Source organism: Rossellomorea arthrocnemi, assembly GCF_904424705.1.
GTDB lineage: Bacteria > Bacillota > Bacilli > Bacillales > Bacillaceae_B > Rossellomorea > Rossellomorea arthrocnemi.
In genome coordinates this window covers 192757-211154 of record NZ_CAJGBF010000006.1, presented here as the reverse complement: position 1 = coordinate 211154, position 18398 = coordinate 192757, and the positions used below count along the sequence as shown (strand labels likewise).

At 38.8% G+C, this 18398-nt stretch carries 20 protein-coding genes; 15 read left to right on the top strand and 5 right to left on the bottom strand.

Going from position 1 to position 18398, the window contains the following annotated elements; translation table 11 throughout:
* Positions 1-185 precede the first annotated feature (185 nt).
* A complete protein-coding gene (locus tag BAA9072_RS11250) occupies positions 186-638 on the bottom strand; it encodes a universal stress protein (RefSeq protein ID WP_201714765.1) in 453 nt (150 codons plus the stop codon).
* A 108-nt stretch (positions 639-746) separates the two neighbouring features.
* On the opposite strand from BAA9072_RS11250, the gene BAA9072_RS11245 reads away from it, so the two are divergent.
* Positions 747-899 (top strand): hypothetical protein, encoded by a 153-nt coding sequence (locus tag BAA9072_RS11245; protein ID WP_201714764.1) that lies wholly within the window; start codon positions 747-749, stop codon positions 897-899.
* A gap of 200 nt (positions 900-1099) precedes the next feature.
* A complete protein-coding gene (locus BAA9072_RS11240) occupies positions 1100-2068 on the top strand; it encodes a quinone oxidoreductase family protein (RefSeq protein WP_330999285.1) in 969 nt (322 codons plus the stop codon).
* 106 nt (positions 2069-2174) lie between these two features.
* Here the strand turns inward: BAA9072_RS11240 and BAA9072_RS24680 are convergent, their stop codons facing one another.
* A complete protein-coding gene (locus tag BAA9072_RS24680) occupies positions 2175-2534 on the bottom strand; it encodes a CBO0543 family protein (protein ID WP_408015231.1) in 360 nt (119 codons plus the stop codon).
* A complete protein-coding gene (locus tag BAA9072_RS11235; RefSeq protein WP_201714763.1) occupies positions 2452-2724 on the bottom strand; it encodes a hypothetical protein in 273 nt (90 codons plus the stop codon). Before BAA9072_RS11235 ends, BAA9072_RS24680 begins: the two co-directional genes overlap by 83 nt.
* A 236-nt stretch (positions 2725-2960) precedes the next feature.
* Between BAA9072_RS11235 and BAA9072_RS11230 the strand changes: the two genes are divergently transcribed.
* From BAA9072_RS11230 to pdxA, 4 genes are all read left to right on the top strand, one after another.
* The gene (locus BAA9072_RS11230; RefSeq protein WP_201714762.1) at positions 2961-4661 is read left to right on the top strand and encodes a sigma-54-dependent transcriptional regulator; all 1701 of its coding nucleotides are present in this window, start codon (positions 2961-2963) and stop codon (positions 4659-4661) included.
* Positions 4662-4818: 157 nt separating this feature from the next.
* On the top strand, positions 4819-5811 hold the full coding sequence (locus BAA9072_RS11225; RefSeq protein WP_201714761.1) for a 2-keto-3-deoxygluconate permease: 993 nt from the start codon (positions 4819-4821) through the stop codon (positions 5809-5811).
* A gap of 13 nt (positions 5812-5824) precedes the next feature.
* A complete protein-coding gene (locus tag BAA9072_RS11220; RefSeq protein ID WP_201714760.1) occupies positions 5825-7126 on the top strand; it encodes a four-carbon acid sugar kinase family protein in 1302 nt (433 codons plus the stop codon).
* Complete coding sequence (pdxA, locus tag BAA9072_RS11215) at positions 7123-8121, top strand: 4-hydroxythreonine-4-phosphate dehydrogenase PdxA (protein ID WP_201714759.1); 999 nt, start codon at positions 7123-7125, stop codon at positions 8119-8121. The genes BAA9072_RS11220 and pdxA overlap by 4 nt, the downstream gene beginning before the upstream one ends.
* A 190-nt stretch (positions 8122-8311) precedes the next feature.
* Here pdxA and BAA9072_RS11210 read toward each other — a convergent pair whose 3' ends face one another.
* Positions 8312-8764, bottom strand: coding sequence for a hypothetical protein (locus BAA9072_RS11210; RefSeq protein WP_201714758.1), 453 nt, complete (start codon positions 8762-8764; stop codon positions 8312-8314).
* Positions 8765-8826: 62 nt separating this feature from the next.
* Positions 8827-9882: a DUF3231 family protein gene (locus BAA9072_RS11205; RefSeq protein ID WP_201714757.1), complete on the bottom strand. Its 1056-nt coding sequence runs from the start codon at positions 9880-9882 to the stop codon at positions 8827-8829.
* A 406-nt stretch (positions 9883-10288) separates the two neighbouring features.
* Between BAA9072_RS11205 and BAA9072_RS11200 the strand changes: the two genes are divergently transcribed.
* The 9 genes from BAA9072_RS11200 (at position 10289) to BAA9072_RS11160 (ending at position 18306) form a co-directional block, all read left to right on the top strand.
* Positions 10289-11263 (top strand): SIS domain-containing protein, encoded by a 975-nt coding sequence (locus BAA9072_RS11200; protein ID WP_201714756.1) that lies wholly within the window; start codon positions 10289-10291, stop codon positions 11261-11263.
* Positions 11264-11323: 60 nt separating this feature from the next.
* A complete protein-coding gene (locus BAA9072_RS11195) occupies positions 11324-12601 on the top strand; it encodes an ABC transporter substrate-binding protein (protein ID WP_201714755.1) in 1278 nt (425 codons plus the stop codon).
* Between the two features lie 63 nt (positions 12602-12664).
* Complete coding sequence (locus BAA9072_RS11190; protein ID WP_201714754.1) at positions 12665-13549, top strand: carbohydrate ABC transporter permease; 885 nt, start codon at positions 12665-12667, stop codon at positions 13547-13549.
* Between the two features lie 2 nt (positions 13550-13551).
* On the top strand, positions 13552-14439 hold the full coding sequence (locus BAA9072_RS11185; protein ID WP_201714753.1) for a carbohydrate ABC transporter permease: 888 nt from the start codon (positions 13552-13554) through the stop codon (positions 14437-14439).
* Between the two features lie 6 nt (positions 14440-14445).
* Positions 14446-15261, top strand: coding sequence for a PfkB family carbohydrate kinase (locus BAA9072_RS11180; RefSeq protein WP_201714752.1), 816 nt, complete (start codon positions 14446-14448; stop codon positions 15259-15261).
* 65 nt (positions 15262-15326) lie between these two features.
* Positions 15327-16067, top strand: coding sequence for a GntR family transcriptional regulator (locus tag BAA9072_RS11175; RefSeq protein WP_201714751.1), 741 nt, complete (start codon positions 15327-15329; stop codon positions 16065-16067).
* 18 nt (positions 16068-16085) lie between these two features.
* Positions 16086-16766, top strand: a complete 681-nt coding sequence (locus BAA9072_RS11170; RefSeq protein ID WP_201714750.1) for an HAD family hydrolase — start codon at positions 16086-16088, stop codon at positions 16764-16766.
* 392 nt (positions 16767-17158) lie between these two features.
* Positions 17159-17428: a CD3324 family protein gene (locus tag BAA9072_RS11165; protein WP_201714749.1), complete on the top strand. Its 270-nt coding sequence runs from the start codon at positions 17159-17161 to the stop codon at positions 17426-17428.
* A gap of 407 nt (positions 17429-17835) precedes the next feature.
* A complete protein-coding gene (locus BAA9072_RS11160; RefSeq protein ID WP_201714748.1) occupies positions 17836-18306 on the top strand; it encodes a GNAT family N-acetyltransferase in 471 nt (156 codons plus the stop codon).
* Positions 18307-18398: the final 92 nt, after the last annotated feature.

Below are 18398 nucleotides of genomic sequence, written 5' to 3'. Positions count from 1 at the left end.
ACGGCCCATTTCGTCTCACTTGAATATACGTTTTTGCCCATGCAAAAACACCTCCGTTTTCAGTACTTGTAATAAGTGTACCATTTCGGAGGTGTTTTATATTGTCCCATTTAATTATGTTAGTCTAGTGAAGCACTTTCCCTCAACCGCTTCTTTCTTTTATTGAATGGATTAAAGATAATAAATCACTCTTCCACTTCTTCCGTTCTTACTACCAGTACGTCACAGTGGGCAGCTCTTGTGATGTGCTCGGATACGCTTCCGATGAGGAACCGTTCGACGGCGTTGAGTCCGGTAGCGCCGCATATGACAAGATCTGCTTTGACGTTCTTGGTTGCTTCTCTTGGGATGATCACTTTCGGGGAACCGTACTCCACATAGGTTTTGACTTTGGTTAACCCGGCGTTTGCAGCTTCTGCTTTGTACTCATTTAACAATTCTTCAGCATACTTGATGGCTCTTTCTCCTACTGTGCGGTCATAGGATTCGATAGCCGCGAAAGAGCGGGTATCGATGACGTGGATCAAGGAAAGAATGGCATCATTCCGTTTAGCAATGGCAATCGCCTTTTTGAAGGCCCATTCTGCTTCTTTTGATCCATCTACAGCTACTAATATGTTCTGATATTTTAAACTCATAGTGATCCCCTCCTTACATTTATCATACTATATTTTCCCACTTATATCTGTAGCCAATTTTCGAACAATAAAAGGGAATAGACTACTTATTTTTTAGGGGGAAACGACATGAAGAAGAAAGATCCGAAAGAGCAATTCACGTATGATGAAAATGCAAACCAGCAGGTGAGCCAACAGATCATGGATTCGTATACGAGCGGAGTCATCGATACAGAGAATGGTCAGTACGGAACGGTTGAAAACGAGCAGTATGAAGAGTAGGTAGAGAATAGAGCTTGCAGATGCTATCAATGTGTCTGCAAGCTTATTTAATTTAGGTCAATCTTGAATAAAAAGCGGCCCCGACCCTCTGATCTTCCTCAACATAACCATTTATTATAACCTTCCTTTCAGTTTTTCAATTATTCAAATCTCCATGCCTTACAGTAAAATGAAAAGGAGAGGTTGAAAAAAGGGGGGCAATGATGAAAGCAGTGATCCAAAATGGATTTGGGGATCCAGGTGTACTGGTATTAGGGGATGTGGAGTGTCCGGAAATAAATGAGAATGAAGTGCTGATCAAAACGGCGTTTACGAGTGTGAATTATGCCGATATCAAGTCTCGGAAAGGCACCAAAGCGAGTGGGGATTTTCCTTTCACACTTGGGCTGGATGCAGCGGGTACCATTGTAGAAGCAGGGGAGTCTTCAGGCTTTGTTGTCGGGGACCGTGTCATTGCCTTTCCGATTGGCGGTTCATACGCCGAATATGTAAAAGCCAACAAACAATTGGCATTCAAAATCCCGGACAGCCTTTCTTTTGAACAGGCGGCGGCCATGCCGACTGTATCAATCCTGTCTTCTTTCCTCCTCCACGAAATCGGACAGGTGAAAAAAAGCGATACAATCGTCATTCATAGTGGAGCGGGAGGAGTCGGCACCATGCTCGTTCAATTAGCAAAGCTCGCCGGAGTTGAAACGGTCATCGCAACTGTTGGGAACTTGAGGAAGGAACAGTATGTGAAGAGTGCAGGAGCAGATCTGGTTTGTACATACGACTCGTTTGCAGAAGAAGTTCTTCAGTATACACATAACCAGGGGGCACATGTCATTTTCGACTCAGTTGCAGGTGAAATCACATCGAGGAGCCTGGAATGTTTAAGACTGTATGGCACCCTTGTTCAATTCGGGAACAGCAGTGGTAGAGCTGGTCACTTTAAAACGAGTGATGTACACTCTTCATGCCGAAATGTAAAAGGGTTCAGTTTGGGGACGACAAGGAAACATCGACCGGAATTATTGGGTCCTGCAGCAAATAAGGTCATAGATTTATTTTCAGCAGGGAAAGTCAAGCTCCCCATTGCAAGGATCTTTGATTTACGTCATGCCGGCAAGGCACATGAGTTGATTGAAAGTCGAGATTATGAGGGGAAAGTATTAATTAAAGTATAAAATTGCGGCCTCCGGATAACTATACCGGCAGGCTTCTTTATTTACTTCTCCCGACAAAAAGACTCGTCAATTGACGAGTCTTTCAAGCTTCTATTACTAGAGGTCTTTATCTATTCCTTTTGCTCATAAGTAAAACCTTTTCAAGGAAATACTTTATGACTATGGCTTTCAGTATATAGATGGGTACGGAATAGGTATATTTCCAATTTGTTAATTCATAAATATTGATTTTCACAAAGATAGGCTCGGCTATGTAGGAATTGAAAAGGGAGATCAGAATATTCGCCAGGATGAAGGGCTTCCACTTTGAAAAATATTGATAAATAAGCATATGCATCACAGGGATGACACTAATATCAACCGGATTTAGTCGTGGAACGATGTTAATTAGTTTTATCGGGTAATTCCATAAATTCAACTCGCTGCCTATATCGTCTAAATAAATGACAAGGATAGATAAATACACCAAAAAGCCAAATTTGTTTTATTCTTGATTTGTCTACTAAAATCCACCAGACGATCCAGGGGATGATTAATAGGGCTAATAACAACCACCATTGGGGACTTAAAAGGTCATCGTGAATGAAATTTTCCAATCTCAGTTCTGTTAAATGATTATCAACTTTGTTAATCTCTTCTTTAGTTGGGTAGCTCATATTTACCCCCTTTTTAACTATATTTCTATCCTTTTCAAAAAGGAGTAATTATATTTGCAAGGAGGTAAATAATTTGAAGAGGTTGTAACTTGAGACGGTTAGTAGTTGGGATTTGGACTTGAACGGGATAAGGCTTAAATATATCGACTATCTCTAACTTGGTTAATCCAATCAGAACCGTTAAAATGAACGTACTAGTACTTTTCATGCTAAATAAACAAAACAGGTGTGATTCAATGAAAATTAAAACACTTATCATTGCTCCCTATCCGGCAATGACTCATTTATTAGAAGAATGCCGTCTTGATTATAAAGAACTTGATATACATATTGAGGTTGCAAACCTGCAGGAGGCCATTCCCGTTGCCAAAGATGCAGAGGAACGGGGCTTCGATGTAATCATCAGTCGCGGTGGAACATCAAAGTTAATTGAAGAAGCGGTCCATATCCCCGTCATTGATATACAAGTATCTGGTTATGATATGTTGAGGGTCTTGACGTTAGGGAATGATTTTCCAGGAAAAAAGGCGATTGTGGGTTTCTCGAACATTACGCTTGGTGGAAAGGCGATCACGGACTTGCTTGACATTGAAATTGACGTGTTCACAGTGGAAGAGGCCAAAGAGGTAGATTCACTTGTGGAGAAGCTTAAGTTTGAGAGATATGAGCTTATTATGGGTGATGTTATTACTATGGATGCTGCGATGAAGCATGGTCTTGAAGGGATTCTCATTCAGTCTGGACGGGAAGCGATATTTGAAGCATTTCAAAAAGCAAAGTCTGTTTATCGCTTCCATCAAAGGCAGGAGGAGGAAATCAGTTTCCTTCGTTCTCTTTTAGAAGAAGCTTCATCAAACATGATGGTATTATCGCAGGATGGCAATATCATGTATCAGTGTTGGACCGACTTTGAAGCGTGTCCGCTGCCCATTAGTAGGCTTCATCAACAGATAGAGGAAAATGAATGTAAGAATGAAGTGAACTTGATCGAAACGGATGGGAATCAACGGATTAAACTAAGTACGAAGCAGAAAGAAATAAATAACCACACGTACTACTTGTTTTGGTTCTCTGAAGCATTTACCCAACAGGTACATCAGCAAGGATTTCATATTGAGACGATTTCCCAACAGCCAATGCTCATTTCAAACAGCCAGTTAATGAAAAGATGTGTCATTTTGATTGAAAAAAGCTTGAAGATCAACCAATGGCTGCTTTTAGGAGAACAAGGGACAGGAAAGAAATTGATCTCTCAGTATATTCACTACCGGAAAAATAACGGAAAAGGGTTGTATGCAAGTATTTCCGCATCTGATTTGTTAGCTATACGGGACGGAATTGATCCTGATGTTTACACTCTTTACATAAATGAGGTAGAAACTTTATCACTGAAAGAAGTACAAAAGCTTTTATCCGTTGTCCAAAAGCTACAAAGAAAGAATTTAACCATTGTGTTATCCCTGACTAATGAAGAGGAAGCTTACCATTCACTCGTTTATCATGAAGATAGTTTAAAGGTTCATCTTCCTTCGTTGAGAGAGAGGAAGGAAGATATTAAACCGTTGGCAACCTATTTCATCGCGGTTTTTCACGGGCAAATTGGCACTTCTGTCATCAAGATGAAGGAAGGTGCCTTCGATCTATTAGAACAGTATTCATGGCCGGGGAATGTCGCGCAGTTAAAGTCACTTCTTCATGCTGCCGTTCTTGGGGAAAAAGGCTATGTCATTGGGGAAAAGCTGATTCAACAACATTTAGATGAACAAAAGGACGCAGAAGGAATGAAGGAAGGTAATGAATTTCTTTCTGGTACATTAGAGGAAATAGAACAACGAATCATTAAGCATATTATGGAAGAGGAAAATTATAATCAAACAAGAGCCGCAGATCGATTAGGTATCAACCGTTCCACGTTATGGAGAAAGCTGAAACAGTAAAATGTTTCAGCTTATTTTTATGTAGTTGCAAAATACAACGTTTTTAAATTATTGTGTTGCAAAATATTATGTAAGCCATTACAATAATCATTGTAAACGATTACTTACTATATTAAGTGTTTAATATTGAAACAATATAAAAAGGAGTGTTACAATAATGAAGATTAAAGCAACTTTAGATCGAATTCCCGGAGGTATGATGGTTGTACCGTTGCTAATTGCAGCATTAATTAATACATTTTTCCCTGATCTTTTACGTATTGGTAACTTTACTCAAGCATTGTTCGTGGATGGTGCCGGTACACTAATCTCTCTATTCCTATTATGTACAGGTGCACAAATTAATGTGAAATCGTTTGGTGTCTCAGTTGGTAAGGGTGCAACTCTATTAGGAACAAAATGGGCAGTAGGTGCAGTGTTTGGATTAATCGCTTACATGTTGGCTGGTGACAATGGCTTATGGTTAGGATTAGCTCCAATTGCAGTTATCGCAGCAATGACAAACAGTAATGGTGGTTTGTTCGTGGCATTAGTCGGTCAATACGGAAGTAAAGAAGACCGGGCTGCTTATTCACTACTGGCGCTGAATGATGGTCCTTTCTTAACGATGATGGCGTTAACTATTTTCGGAGCAATGGGCTTTGTTGATGGTATGTTCTCATTAACTTCATTTATTTCTGTATTACTTCCAATCATTGTAGGTATGGTATTAGGAAACCTTGACGAAGATATGCGTTCGTTCTTAGATAAAGGAAGCTCTATGTTAATTCCATTCTTCGCATTTGCTCTCGGTATGGGAATTGATTTTGGCGCCATTCTTGAAGGTGGATTAGCAGGTATTATTCTGGGGTTATTAACGGTATTTGTTACAGGTACAGCCGGTTATTTCGTATTTAAAGCTTTGAAATGGAATCCGATTGTCGGCGCTGCGGAAGGTTCAACAGCCGGAAATGCGGTAGCAACACCGGCGGCAATTGCAGCTGCGAATGCAAGCTTTGCATCGGTTGTGGATATAGCTACTGTACAAGTTGCAGCATCGACCGTTACTACAGCCATTTTATTACCTATTTATATTGGATTCCTCGTAAAACGATTAGAGAAAAAAGGCTATAAATTTGAACAAGAAGACGTCAAAGAAGCAAACGTCTAAGGGTGTGATTAGAGTGGAGAATAGAATAGGCATTATATCGGATGATTTAACAGGTGCGAATGATTCAGGAGTACAATTAGCAAAGAAGAATCTCTCTTCAACCGTTGTGTTTGATTATGAGAATGCATCTGTACCAATAAAACCGGATGTATTGATTGTTGATACAGATAGTCGGGCACTGACGGAAGAAGAAGCACATAAAGCAGCCAGTCAAGCTGCATTATTCCTTCAAAGAGAAGGCTATCCTCATCTTTATAAAAAGGTTGATTCAACGTTGAGAGGAAATATAGCGGCAGAACTAACGGCTGTTGAACAGGTGTATCAACCTGAAATCGTTGTGATTGCACCGGCATTTCCAAAAATGAAACGTCAAACCATACAGGGGAATCATTTTGTAGATGGTGTGTTAATTACGGATACAGAGTTTTCCAAGGATCCGAAGACCCCGGTTACAGAGGCGTTTATTCCAGAATTGCTAAAGCAATATCAAGACAGGGAAATCGCGTTGGTTGATGAAGGCATGTTACATCAATCGGAAGAAGAGATCAACCAAACCATTTATACTTTCCTGGATCAAGGGGTAACCTGGTTTGTATGTGACAGTGAAACAGAAGAGGATCTGCAAAGGATTTGCAGCATATTTTCAAGCCTGCACAAAAAAACAGTCTGGGTAGGTTCGGCAGGTTTGATTGAATATTTACCAGAAGCTCTTAAACTAACAAATTCAACTAAGGCTTATCAGGAAGAAGTCAACATTGAAAAGACGTTGATTGTATCTGGAAGTTTATCTGAAGTAACGAGACAACAGCTTTGTAAGGTAGAATCTTTACAGGATTCCTTCTTTTTAGAAGTAGATCCGGTTACTTTAGTGAAAAATACTTTCAAGCTTGATCATTATCTTGCACAACTAAAACAGAATTCTCAGTATGCACACTATGTTTTATATGTGAAATCTTCTGAGGAAAAGCGATTATCCGCTAAAAAAGCTGGAGAAGAGCTTGGATTAACCTTAACAGAAATAAGTGAAGTAATATCGAAAGGTCTCGGACAGATGGCAAAAGGTTTTTTAGAAAACTTCCCTTCTATCCAAGGCTTGGTCCTTACAGGTGGAGATACAGCAAAGGCTGTCTGCTCAGAATTAAACATTTCCGAAATGGAGCTATACTCTGAAGTAGAGCCGGGTCTCCCATACGGTCGATTACGGAGTACAGACCGCAGCTATTGGGCAGTGACAAAAGCTGGTGGATTTGGACATGAGCAATCATTAGTAAACGCATCGAAATATATGACCAAAAAGAGAAAGGTGAGATCATGAGTCAACTAAAACCGATCATTGGCATTACCCTGGGTGACGCAGCAGGCGTTGGTCCTGAAATTATATTAAAAAGTTTAGAAAAAGAAGAAATGTATGAGATGAGTCGTCCGCTTGTAATAGGGGATAGCAAAATTCTTGAAAGAGCAAAGAGCTTTATAAACAGTGAGCTGATCATAGAAACTGTATCTGCTGAACGTTTTCAAGATCTTCCTTACAACTTCGGAACCGTCTACTGCTTAGATTTGAATCTATTAGATGAAAATCTACCTGTTGGCCAAGTGTCACCGGAAGCCGGTCATGCGGCATTCGAATATTTAGCAACAGCAATCGAGTTAGCAAAGGAAAACAAAATCGATGCAATATGTACCGCTCCTTTAAATAAAGAAGCCTTACACAAAGGTGGCCACAAATATCCCGGTCATACAGAAATATTGGCTGATTTAACAAATACTGAAGACTTCTCCATGATGTTATCAGCCCCTAATTTAAAGGTCATTCATGTAACAACACATGTAGGAATTATTGATTCAGTAAAAATGATTAACCCTGAGCGCGTATATCATGTTATTAAGCTTGCTCATGATACGCTGAAAAAATCAGGCATTCATTCTCCCAAAATAGCCGTTTGTGGGATTAACCCACATGCTGGAGAAAACGGACTGTTCGGATATGGAGAAGAAGAAGAAAAAGTCATCCCAGGTGTAGAAAAAGCACAAGGAGAAGGAATCGATGTAGTTGGTCCCCTGCCAGCAGACACATTATTCTTCCGTACTGTCCGTGGAGACTTTGATATCGTTGTAGCCATGTACCACGATCAAGGACATGGACCAGTGAAAGTCCTTGGCCTTGATGCAGGAGTAAATATTACCGTTGGCTTACCAATCATTCGTACAAGCGTAGACCACGGAACAGCATTTGATATTGCTGGTAAAGGGATTGCGGATGAAAAGAGTTTGATGGAAGCGATTCGACAAGCAGTGGAGTTCGCAGGGTGAAAAGTCTCTGAAAAAAATTTTAAAAAAGCCAGTGTGCTCTATTTGCAGCACGCTGGCTTTCGTTTTTTATTCTTTTCCAAAACCGTAAAGTGAAAAACTACCTTTATTATCGTTTTTTAAGCAAGGCACAGCATGACGGTCTGGTTGCTAATTAAGACTGAAAAACAATTCAGCATTCTTCTCTTATGAATCATTTGACTAATTTTTTTACAATTAGTCCTGTAATGATACCTGGAATTACACATAACATCGGTAAAAAAACGGGGCCTAAAAAAACATGAAAAATTGTCACTTCACTCGAATAAATCAAACCAACAGTGACAAAATATGCTGAAAAAACAAAGGGGAGAAATAAAAAGGGAGAACTTTTTACTCCTTCATTTGCATCCTTAATCGCATCCCACATTGAAAAAAAATATAAACATGGGTAAAACATAAGCCATTGGAAATCGATTTCATTGATAGAAGTGTGAGTATTTCCATTAAAGCTTGAAAGAATTGCTTCATTAAAATTGGATTGGAGGTTAACAATGATCTCGAGAACAATCAACAAGATCCCTTTTATATATTTTCGATTTAATAATTGGCCAAAACCAGGTAAGGCAATAGACCATAGTAATTTTTCTAATGCGTTCTTATTCACATTTTTACCTACCTACTTTTTATTGAAGTAATATAGTTAAATGACTTTAAAATAAAAAATTTTTATGCCTGACTCCTGTTTGATGATTTTGAAAGTGCTTTTCTGTCTGCAGCAGTAAAGGGCTCTTCAAACCAGCCATGTTCTATCATCATATTTAATCCATCATTATTATACTTCCCAATGACAGGGATGAACTTCATTAACTCTCCTGTTATGTCATGTCTAGTCATTTGTGAGAGAGCAGTACCCATGTTAGAGAGGGCAATGTTTCCTGCTACCGATCCGTGGTACAACATAAGTTTATCTGAAAAAGGAGAAGAGGTTGAGTCTGTTACAAGTGCATCAGTCAACTTAGGAGAGGGTAAGTCCTGATTTGTTAAATGAGTAGCGAAACTCATAATTTGTTTACCTGAAAGTTCTGCTCCTTCTCGAAAGTATTTTCTTATCTTCTCTGAAGAGGCAACCTGACTGAAGCCTAACATTAAGGATTTACCTAAAATATTGGTATTAATATTATATTGCAATTGCTTAATCTCATTAGCTGTAAGTGGACGGTCCCTTCCTGTGATAATAGAAATAAATGATTTTTTTTCTGCGAAATCAACCTTATTTGCATAAGGAATCGTTGGAGAACTTATATCCATTCCTTTTGAGAGTAATAAATGCTTCCCTCTTTCATAAGTTTCTGCTGATTCGCTTATAGCGTTTCTAAAATAATTCATTATGTCTTGACGAGTGGCAGTTGAAAAAGCACTTCCATAAATCATTAGCGAGGAACTCGCCATTTGAGTAATATAAAACACCATGAACATATCACTAAATAGACGGGGAGCTCCTTTTCGAATATCCTGTTCTCCAAACCCAACAGGTACAGGTATTTTTTCCATTCTGAAAATAGTGCTAATTTCCTCGATGTGTCTTCTGGAGAGTCCTAATGCAAACTCCACATAATCTTTAACTTCGTCATCCTGCACCACCTGAAGATAATGCTCAAACACACAACTAAACAAAGAATCTCCCATAAAATTACTAAATAAATCAGCTAATTCCGCTGCGGTTAACTGTTTATTTTGCTGATGCTCCTCAATCTCTTTTTTATTAAAAGAACTTTTATCCATGATGTCCTCCATTATTGTTTAATAACTATATTATCTACACACTTCTTAAAAATATTAGAGACACTTTAGGGACGGAAGCTTATGTTTAAGAAAAACTAATAAAATCAATTGCTGCAGAGTTCGAAGATAAGCTTAAGAATATTTTAAGTACTTCTCAGAATCATTCTTCTTTATATGCTTCGGGATCGTTCATTTGCTGATGACGAAGGCGAATGTGAAATCTGTCGTATTTTGTATATTAAAAATAGTAAGAAAATTTTAAATATACTGTTGACCTATAACGTCATATGACGTATTATAATTTACAATATGATGTTATGAGACATCATAAAATCTCGGAGGTGCTTTTATGACACATTCATTATCCCAATCAGCAATTAAAAATCATGGAAAGGAGGGAGCATTAATGAAGGAAGAACATGTTAATCAAATTCAACATGTAATGAACGCAATTGAGAAGAAAAATATTCAAAATGTTTTTTTCGTAGCTTGCGGCGGATCAATGGCATCATTATCCTTTGGTGATTATTTCGTTACAAAAGATACTGGAAAACCAAGCTTTGTGTATACTTCTAATGAATTTGTTCACTTGAATCCTAAAGCGTTGAATGAAAACAGTTTAGTTATTTTACGTTCTCACTCCGGAACAACACCAGAAACAGTGAAAGCAGCTACATATGCCCGAAACATAGGTGCTCTCACTGTTGCCATCTCTATGGATGTAGAATCTCCCCTATGCAAAGAAGCAGAACATGTCCTTCATTACAATTATAAAGATGGATCCAATGCCATTGATGGTGAAATCGGAATTTATTACACATTCATTTTCAAGCTGTTGAAAACCTTCACAGGTGATGAAAAATATGAGAGAGGAATTGATCAGTTAAGCAATCTTGGAGAATTAATCGAAACGAATCAGGAGAAGCATAAAGAAGCAGCATTTGAATTTGGTAAACGGAATAAGAGAGAGAAAACCATTTATACGATGGCAAGCGGCGCTTATATCCATCATGCATACTCATTCACTAGCTGCCTTCTAATGGAAATGTTATGGATCAATTCAAATGCGATTCATTCAGGGGAATATTTCCACGGTCCTTTTGAAATCACAGACTATGATGTGCCTTTCCTTATGATTATTGGTGAAGGTCCAAGTAAGCCATTAGATCAACGTGCGCTGGATTTCGTCACTAAATACAGTGAGAAAGTAGAAGTAGTAGACGTGAGCAAATTTGATTACAGTGGTGTGGATGATGATTTGAAAGAGTATTTTGGTCCAGCCTTGGCCGGTCCTGTCATGAGACTATACGCGGATGGATTAGCAGAATATACAGGCCACCCGCTATCTGTAAGAAGATATATGTGGAAAATGGAGTATTAATTGTGAATGACTTGGTGTAAAATCTATTATTAAAAATAATGGTATGGATGAGGCGATAATATGAAAAAAATGTTCAGCTTTCTTCTAGTAGGCTTAACAGCGGCTAGTATTCTGGCAGGGTGTAACTCATCTGAATCAAGTTCCGCATCTAAAGAAGGTGAGGTCGTTATTGATTTCTTTCATCGTTGGCCGAATGAACCGAGAAAATCATTCTATGATGAGAAAATCAAAGAGTTTGAGAAATCTCATCCTGGAGTCACCATTAATGTCGATTCTGTTTTAAATGACTCTTATAAAGAAAAGGTAAGAGTTTTAGTATCAAATGATGGTCTGCCTGATATTTTCTCTTCATGGTCAGATTCTTTTGCTGAAAATCTAGTCAGCTCCGGTCGGATCAAAGAACTAGATGACATCATCAGTGAAGATAAAGAATGGAGTGGAAATATTCTTGAATCACAGTATCAAGGGTTTACGTTTGATGACGTAACATATGGTATTCCATTCACAGTAGATGGAAAAGCCTTCTTCTATAACAAACAAATCTTTGAGGAAAATAATATTAAAGTTCCAGAGACATACGATGAGATGATTGAAGCATTGGATCAATTAAAGTCGGCTGGATATGAAACCCCTCTTGTAGAAGGGTTAACAAATGCATGGGCTATTTCTCACTATATGGGTACGATCTTTGATCGTGTGGTGGATCCTGAAGTTCGCGAGGCAGACTATAAGTTGGAAAGTGCTTCTCCATATACAGATGAAGGATATATTAAAGGGTTGGAGATATTCCAGGATTTAACTGCATATATGGGAGATGTTTCTACCGCTATTGATCATGAAGCAGCCAGAAATATGTTTGCTGCAGGAGAAGTGCCAATACTGTATATGCAATTTGCTGAAGTAGGTTTGGTTCAGGACATTGGGGATGTCGAAATTGGTTTCTTCAACTTCCCTGAAGTAACGGACGGAGCAGGACGAGCTGATTCCCTGACCGGTGCTCCTGAAGGCTGGATGCTAAGCAAGGATGCGCCAAAAGAAGCGGTTGAATTTTTGAAATTCTTGACTTCTGAGGAAACTGCTCAGGAATTTACGAAAGCAGATGGTCAATTAAATGCTGTGAAAAATGGTGTCACAGAAGAGAATACCAGTCCTACCAGCTATGAAGCGTATCAAATTGTGTTAGATGCATCGAATACAGCACCATGGTTTGATAACGCCGTTGATATCACGATTGCCGATATCTTTATGCGAGGTGGCCAGGAACTGGCTACGAAACAAAAAACGCCAGAAGCGATTATGAAAGAAGTTCAAAAAGAAGCAGCCAAAATAAGTGAGTAAAAGGGAGGGCCCTGACATTCGGGTGTCGGGGCTTTCTCATTATAGTTGAAAGTGGGTGTTCGTATGAATTTGAAAAAAATGTCTTTGACGCCAATTTTATTCCTTTTACCAACCGTCCTATTTTTAGGCGTTTTCATTTACATACCACTGATTCAAAACTTCTATAACAGCTTCTTTGATTTCAGTGTATTTTCAGATTCAAAAAGCTTTGTTGGTCTAAGCAATATAAAAGAATTATTCCAGGATGAAGTGGTCGGAATCGCATTCTTAAACAATCTGAAATATGCAGCGATATCAGTGATCTTTCAGATATTTTTTGCCTTAATATTGGCAAGTATTCTCGAAGACAAGTTGTTTCGCAAAGTCGCTCCAGCACTCCGGGTCATTTATTTTATCCCGGTGATGATTTCCATCTCAGTCATCGCACTTTTGTTTGGCTTTGTTTATAATCCGCAAATCGGTTTGTTAAACAGCTTTATGGATTTAATCGGACTTGGTGATCTGGCAAAACCATGGCTTGGTCATTCAACGACTGCTATTTATAGTGTCATTGCCATGTCCCAATGGCAAAGTATTGGCTTAATAACGATGCTGTTCATTGTCGCTATCCAAAAGATTCCTCATGAATTATATGAAGCTTCCCACATAGATGGAGCAGGGAAGGTCCGTCAGTTCTTTCATATCACTCTCCCTCAAGTGAAGGAAACGATGTTTGTTAACCTGTTGATTACAGTCACTGGTTCCATTTTGGTCTTTAATGAACCATACATTTTAACCAATGGAGGACCTGGCAACAGTTCGATGACACTAGCCGTCCATATGTATCAAAATGGATTTTTTAAGGACAATATGGGGTATGCTTCTTCGATCGCTACACTCATGTTTTTGTTGTCGGCTGTCTTTGCACTAGTCCAAATCAAAGTGTCTAAAACAGGAAAGGAAGATTGAGGATGAAAATAGAAACGGTTAAAACTGAAAAATCAATTTTCCCTGCTGCTCAAAGACAGTACATGCCTCTTAAAACACGTATTTCCAGAAATGTAATTTTTCTTGGATTATTGATTTTCGCCTTGATGATCTTATACCCACTTTTTTGGATGTTTATCTCTTCTTTTAAAAGTTATCAAGAAATTTATTCAAATGTTTGGGCACTACCCAGTGAATGGCACTTTGAAAATTACAAACTGGCATGGGAAAAAGGGATCCAAAACTACTTTGTGAATAGTGCGTATGTGACAGGATTTTCTATCCTTCTTACGGTAATGACCGGTACGATGGCTGCCTTTGTTCTGGCCCGATATCGGAATCGATGGATTGATGCGGCTCTTCTATTTATCATTGGCGGTTTGATGATGAATCCGGAGGTTGCTCTTATTCCATTGTTTGAGATTTTAACATTCTTTAACTTAATAGATACGAGATGGGCGTTAATCTTAACGTATGTTGCTTATAGACTTCCTCTTACGATTATCCTCATTCGCGCTTTTTTCATCACTGTGCCAAAAGAGCTATCAGAATCTGCCTTAATTGATGGATGCAGTGAGTTTGGGATCTATTGGAGAATTTACTTGCCTTTATCTATTCCAATCGTCATTACTTCTGTCATTATTAACGCATTTTATGCATGGAACGAGTTCTTATTTGCAACTGTATTCATCAATTCCAGTGAATTGAAAACGATTCCATCTGGCTTAATGGTCTTCAGGGATGCGTTAAGAACCGATTGGGGTGTCTTATTATCAGGAATGGTTATTGCTTCTGTACCGATGGTTATCTTATTGATTTTTCTACAAAAATATTTAGTGCGGGGCCTATCAGAAGGCTCGGTGAAAGGATAGTGACCTATGAAACTACTTGCAATTGGTGACAATGTTGTAGACTGTTATTTGGATCGTAACGAATATTTTCCAGGCGGGAATTGTGTGAATGTCGCTGTGAATGCTAAACGCAATGGCGCGAGCACTGTTGGCTACATTGGTATCTTTGCAACAGATGAACCGGCTGCTCATATAAAGGCGGCAATGCAGGAAGAGGGAATAGACTTCCACTTCTCAAGGGAGGCTCTTGGCATTACCGGCCAGCCAAAAGTGGCGCTTACAGAAGATAACGACAGGGTGTTTGTTGGCGGTCCTAAAGACACAGTTCAACATCGATTTAAAATTCAACTTATTCAGGAGGAGCTGGAATACCTTAAGCAATTCGATATATGCCATGTGAGCTGCTATTCTTCAATGGAAAGTGAACTTGATAAGATTGCGAAAGAGATAAAGGTGTCGTATGACTTTTCAAATCGAAAAGATCTGGAATATATCTCAACCGTTGCTCCATATGTGTCATATGCTTTCTTCTCGGCCGCAGAACTATCAGAAGCAGAACTAAATGGATTTATTGAAAGCCTCGCCCATTTCAACTTTGATATTATTGGTTTAACAAGGGGAGGAGAACCTGCAGTATTTGTTCATAACCAAAACATTTACAAACAAACGTTACGAAGTATTGATGTGGTCGATACAATGGGGGCAGGTGACAGTTTGATTGCCGGCTTTCTCACCGAATATGTGAAGAGCGGCGACATGGAAAAGGCAATTGAAAAAGGCACTGTTTCTGCTGAAAAGACATGTCAAGAGTATGGAGGGTTTGGCTACCCTGCAAAGATGTAATTCATTTTATTTCAGCTGAGGTTCATGTATAATTATTGTAAAATTGAGATATTGAGGCGTTGACAATGGAAAAAGACAATCTTAATCGAGACCAGCTTTACCTATATGAAGAAATCATGACCGGTCTGACACAATATATTGATAGCCATGGATTAAAAGAAGGTGATCGGATCCCTACTGAAAAAGAGCTGGGAGATTTGTTTAAGGCCAGCCGTATATCCATTCGACGGGCAATCAAGGAATTAGTAGAGGAAGGCACACTAAAAATTGTTAGAGGCAAAGGAACATTTGTAAGTGCTCCACGAAAGGAAATTCATTTGTTGGATTTACAAGGTTTTTCAGAAGGATTAACAACGGATAATGATACCATTACGAAGGATATCATTTCAATCCAGAGAGTGGACAGTAATAAGGATTTAGACCGGATCTTTGACAATCAATACGATGAGTATATAGAACTGGTAAGAAAAGTTTACCGCAATGATCAGGCACTAAGCTTGGACTATGCCTATTTACCGACTGCCCTTTATCCAGGCATCGAAAAAAAAATCACTCCTGAAAGTTCAACGTTCACCATTATTCATGATCATTATGGAGTGGAGTTTAAAAAAGTAAATAAAAACCTGGAGTTTGTTCATCCTGATGAAGAATTACAAGGACACTTAAAGGTAAATAGCTTAAATATGCTCATATTGGTGGATAAAGTCATTTACGGTGAAGATAATGCACCTGTTCATTATTCAAAATATTATTTAATAGCAGAACGGGTGAAATTAAGTTTGGAACATATCATTGACCAAAATTAAATAAAAAGGATGAAAGGGATGTATAAAGCAGTTATTTTTGATTTTGATGGGCTGATATTAGACACGGAAACCCTTCATGTGGAAATATATCAAGAAATGTTTAATGACCATGAGATTGAATTTCCCTATTTAGAATGGATTAAAAACATCGGTTCAAAAAGCAAATTCTCTATATTTGATTTGTTAGAAAGAGAACTTGTCTCAGAGAAGGTAGACCGGGATCTCTGGATAGTCCAGAACCAGCAAAAGTTTTCAGAACGGGTAAGCACACTCAAAGCACGTCCAGGGGTCATTGAATACTTGAATGCCGCGAAAGCGAAAGGGCTGAGAATTGGACTGGCATCCAGTTCTACCAACAAGTGGGTAACAAATCATTTATCGAACCTGCATTTAATCGATTATTTTGAAACGATTAGAACAGCTGATGACGTGGAATTCGTAAAGCCGGATCCCACTTTATACAAATTGGCTATAGAAGACCTGGGTGTCTTACCTTCTGAGTGCCTTGCGTTTGAAGATTCTGCAAACGGCGCATTGGCTGCAGTGGAGGCTGGTTTGACATGTATCATCGTCCCCAATCATACGACCAGGCATCTGGAGTTTCCAAGTGTGAAACAAAGATTGAACTCCATGAATGATGTATCTTTCCACCAATTGTTGGAAGTGATGAATTTACATCGAGATGAGGAAACTATTTAACTGGTTTTACTTTTGGACAATAACCCCCGTAAACTTCAATAAATGTAATGATAGGATCCACCCAATAACGTTATGCAGTCTACATGTGATTTGACATACGTGTAGACATGTAACCCCCCCTTTTTTGAGAAAATTCTTCTTGAGTAAGCTACTCGGTTTTGAAATAATTGGTATGAAGTTAACATGGCAATACCTGAAGGCAAGCTTCAGGTGCTGCTGCTGTTTTGTTTCTTTTTAATAGATTAATAGGAGGTGTTTATATGGGTAAATATCCCAACCTGAAATTGTTCTCCTGCTAGTGGCAAAGGCTGCTATTAAGAATGTAACAATATAAAACAATGAGCGGTCTTTGCGATTTCTTATGACTACATGATAAGAAAGCAGGGATACGTATGAAATATAAAAAAGCCGGCGATGTGTTACCGAAAGACCTGATACAGCTAATCCAGGACTACGTGGATGGAGATTATCTATATATACCAAGAAAGCGAGAGAATAAGCTTTCCTGGGGTGAAAAAAACGGGACAAGAAAAGCCCTTAATGACAGAGATCGGTGCATTTATCATAACTACCTGAATGGGGCTGCTAAGAGTCAACTAGCTGCAGAAAATCACCTTTCGATCAAGAGTATTGAAAGAATCATCTATAAGCAAAAAGAATAAGCTCTTCCAATCCTGAGGCTGGGACAAAAGTGCTTTAGTCTAAGAAAAATCCGAACGATCATTCGAAATCGTTCGGATTTTTATTATTTTTAATAAAGCATACTTGGTGTATATAGCTGGTTCTAGCTGTTGATTGGAGTGCAAGACGAAGACTCCTGCGGGAAAAGCGGAATAGGCTCGCCTTCCGCCCGAGGAAAGCGAAGTCTTGCACGGAAATCATCAGCGGTGTAACAAGTGATTCTAAAGACTATTTTTTTATGAATTGTTCGTCTTTAGATAGGATCGATTTAGTTTTGTCTCAGCTTATTTTTTCTGTCTCAAGATTACCACATAACCGTACATTAGGAAGCGTGATGATTCCCCCGGGTATAAAATGAATGGTAACCATGAAAAGGGGATGAACATATATGAGCTACACCATTAGGAAGAGAACAAAAGAAGATGTCTATGAGTTTACGACTTGGACGTATGATGGAGTGTATTCTTTTTACGATAATCATATACAAGAGGAAAAGATAAACGGATTTCTTCAAAGTGTGGATAAGGATCATTTCTATTCCGTCGTGGATGATCAAGGTGGATTAGTGGGCAATTGTGAATTCTTTCATGTGGGGGAAGCCCCTGAAAAGATTTTAGCTGTTGGGGTTCAAATGCGACCTTCTCTGACAGGGAACGGGAAGGGGCTAAGGTTTATACAAGCCATCATAGAACAAGGAAGAGCGCTGATTGGGTATGACCACTTAGAGCTGGCCGTTGCTGATTTTAATAAGCGGGCGATGAAAGTGTATGAACAGGCAGGCTTTAAAAGAAAGGGAGGTTTTCAAAACACGATAAGAGGGCAAGAATATCATTTCATCATCATGGAAAAGGATTGGTGAAATGATTCCTAAGGTAAGAAAGGTGTACGAATTCTTTATTTGCCGGTTTGGGTTAAAGAAGGATTATGTCTTAATATCTTGAACTTATACAT

Excerpts from the sequence above, each read along its gene's own strand:
- BAA9072_RS11230 (WP_201714762.1), top strand. The coding sequence starts at position 2,961 with ATGAAAATTAAAACACTTATCATTGCTCCCTATCCGGCAATGACTCAT.
- BAA9072_RS11175 (WP_201714751.1), top strand. The coding sequence starts at position 15,327 with ATGGAAAAAGACAATCTTAATCGAGACCAGCTTTACCTATATGAAGAA.
- BAA9072_RS11245 (WP_201714764.1), top strand. The coding sequence starts at position 747 with ATGAAGAAGAAAGATCCGAAAGAGCAATTCACGTATGATGAAAATGCA.
- BAA9072_RS11195 (WP_201714755.1), top strand. The coding sequence starts at position 11,324 with ATGAAAAAAATGTTCAGCTTTCTTCTAGTAGGCTTAACAGCGGCTAGT.
- BAA9072_RS11240 (WP_330999285.1), top strand. The coding sequence starts at position 1,100 with ATGATGAAAGCAGTGATCCAAAATGGATTTGGGGATCCAGGTGTACTG.
- BAA9072_RS11165 (WP_201714749.1), top strand. The coding sequence starts at position 17,159 with ATGAAATATAAAAAAGCCGGCGATGTGTTACCGAAAGACCTGATACAG.
- BAA9072_RS11205 (WP_201714757.1), bottom strand. The coding sequence starts at position 9,882 with ATGGATAAAAGTTCTTTTAATAAAAAAGAGATTGAGGAGCATCAGCAA.
- pdxA (WP_201714759.1), top strand. The coding sequence starts at position 7,123 with ATGAGTCAACTAAAACCGATCATTGGCATTACCCTGGGTGACGCAGCA.
- BAA9072_RS11180 (WP_201714752.1), top strand. The coding sequence starts at position 14,446 with ATGAAACTACTTGCAATTGGTGACAATGTTGTAGACTGTTATTTGGAT.
- BAA9072_RS11160 (WP_201714748.1), top strand. The coding sequence starts at position 17,836 with ATGAGCTACACCATTAGGAAGAGAACAAAAGAAGATGTCTATGAGTTT.
- BAA9072_RS11225 (WP_201714761.1), top strand. The coding sequence starts at position 4,819 with ATGAAGATTAAAGCAACTTTAGATCGAATTCCCGGAGGTATGATGGTT.
- BAA9072_RS11200 (WP_201714756.1), top strand. The coding sequence starts at position 10,289 with ATGAAGGAAGAACATGTTAATCAAATTCAACATGTAATGAACGCAATT.
- BAA9072_RS11185 (WP_201714753.1), top strand. The coding sequence starts at position 13,552 with ATGAAAATAGAAACGGTTAAAACTGAAAAATCAATTTTCCCTGCTGCT.
- BAA9072_RS11190 (WP_201714754.1), top strand. The coding sequence starts at position 12,665 with ATGAATTTGAAAAAAATGTCTTTGACGCCAATTTTATTCCTTTTACCA.
- BAA9072_RS11250 (WP_201714765.1), bottom strand. The coding sequence starts at position 638 with ATGAGTTTAAAATATCAGAACATATTAGTAGCTGTAGATGGATCAAAA.
- BAA9072_RS11235 (WP_201714763.1), bottom strand. The coding sequence starts at position 2,724 with ATGAGCTACCCAACTAAAGAAGAGATTAACAAAGTTGATAATCATTTA.
- BAA9072_RS11170 (WP_201714750.1), top strand. The coding sequence starts at position 16,086 with ATGTATAAAGCAGTTATTTTTGATTTTGATGGGCTGATATTAGACACG.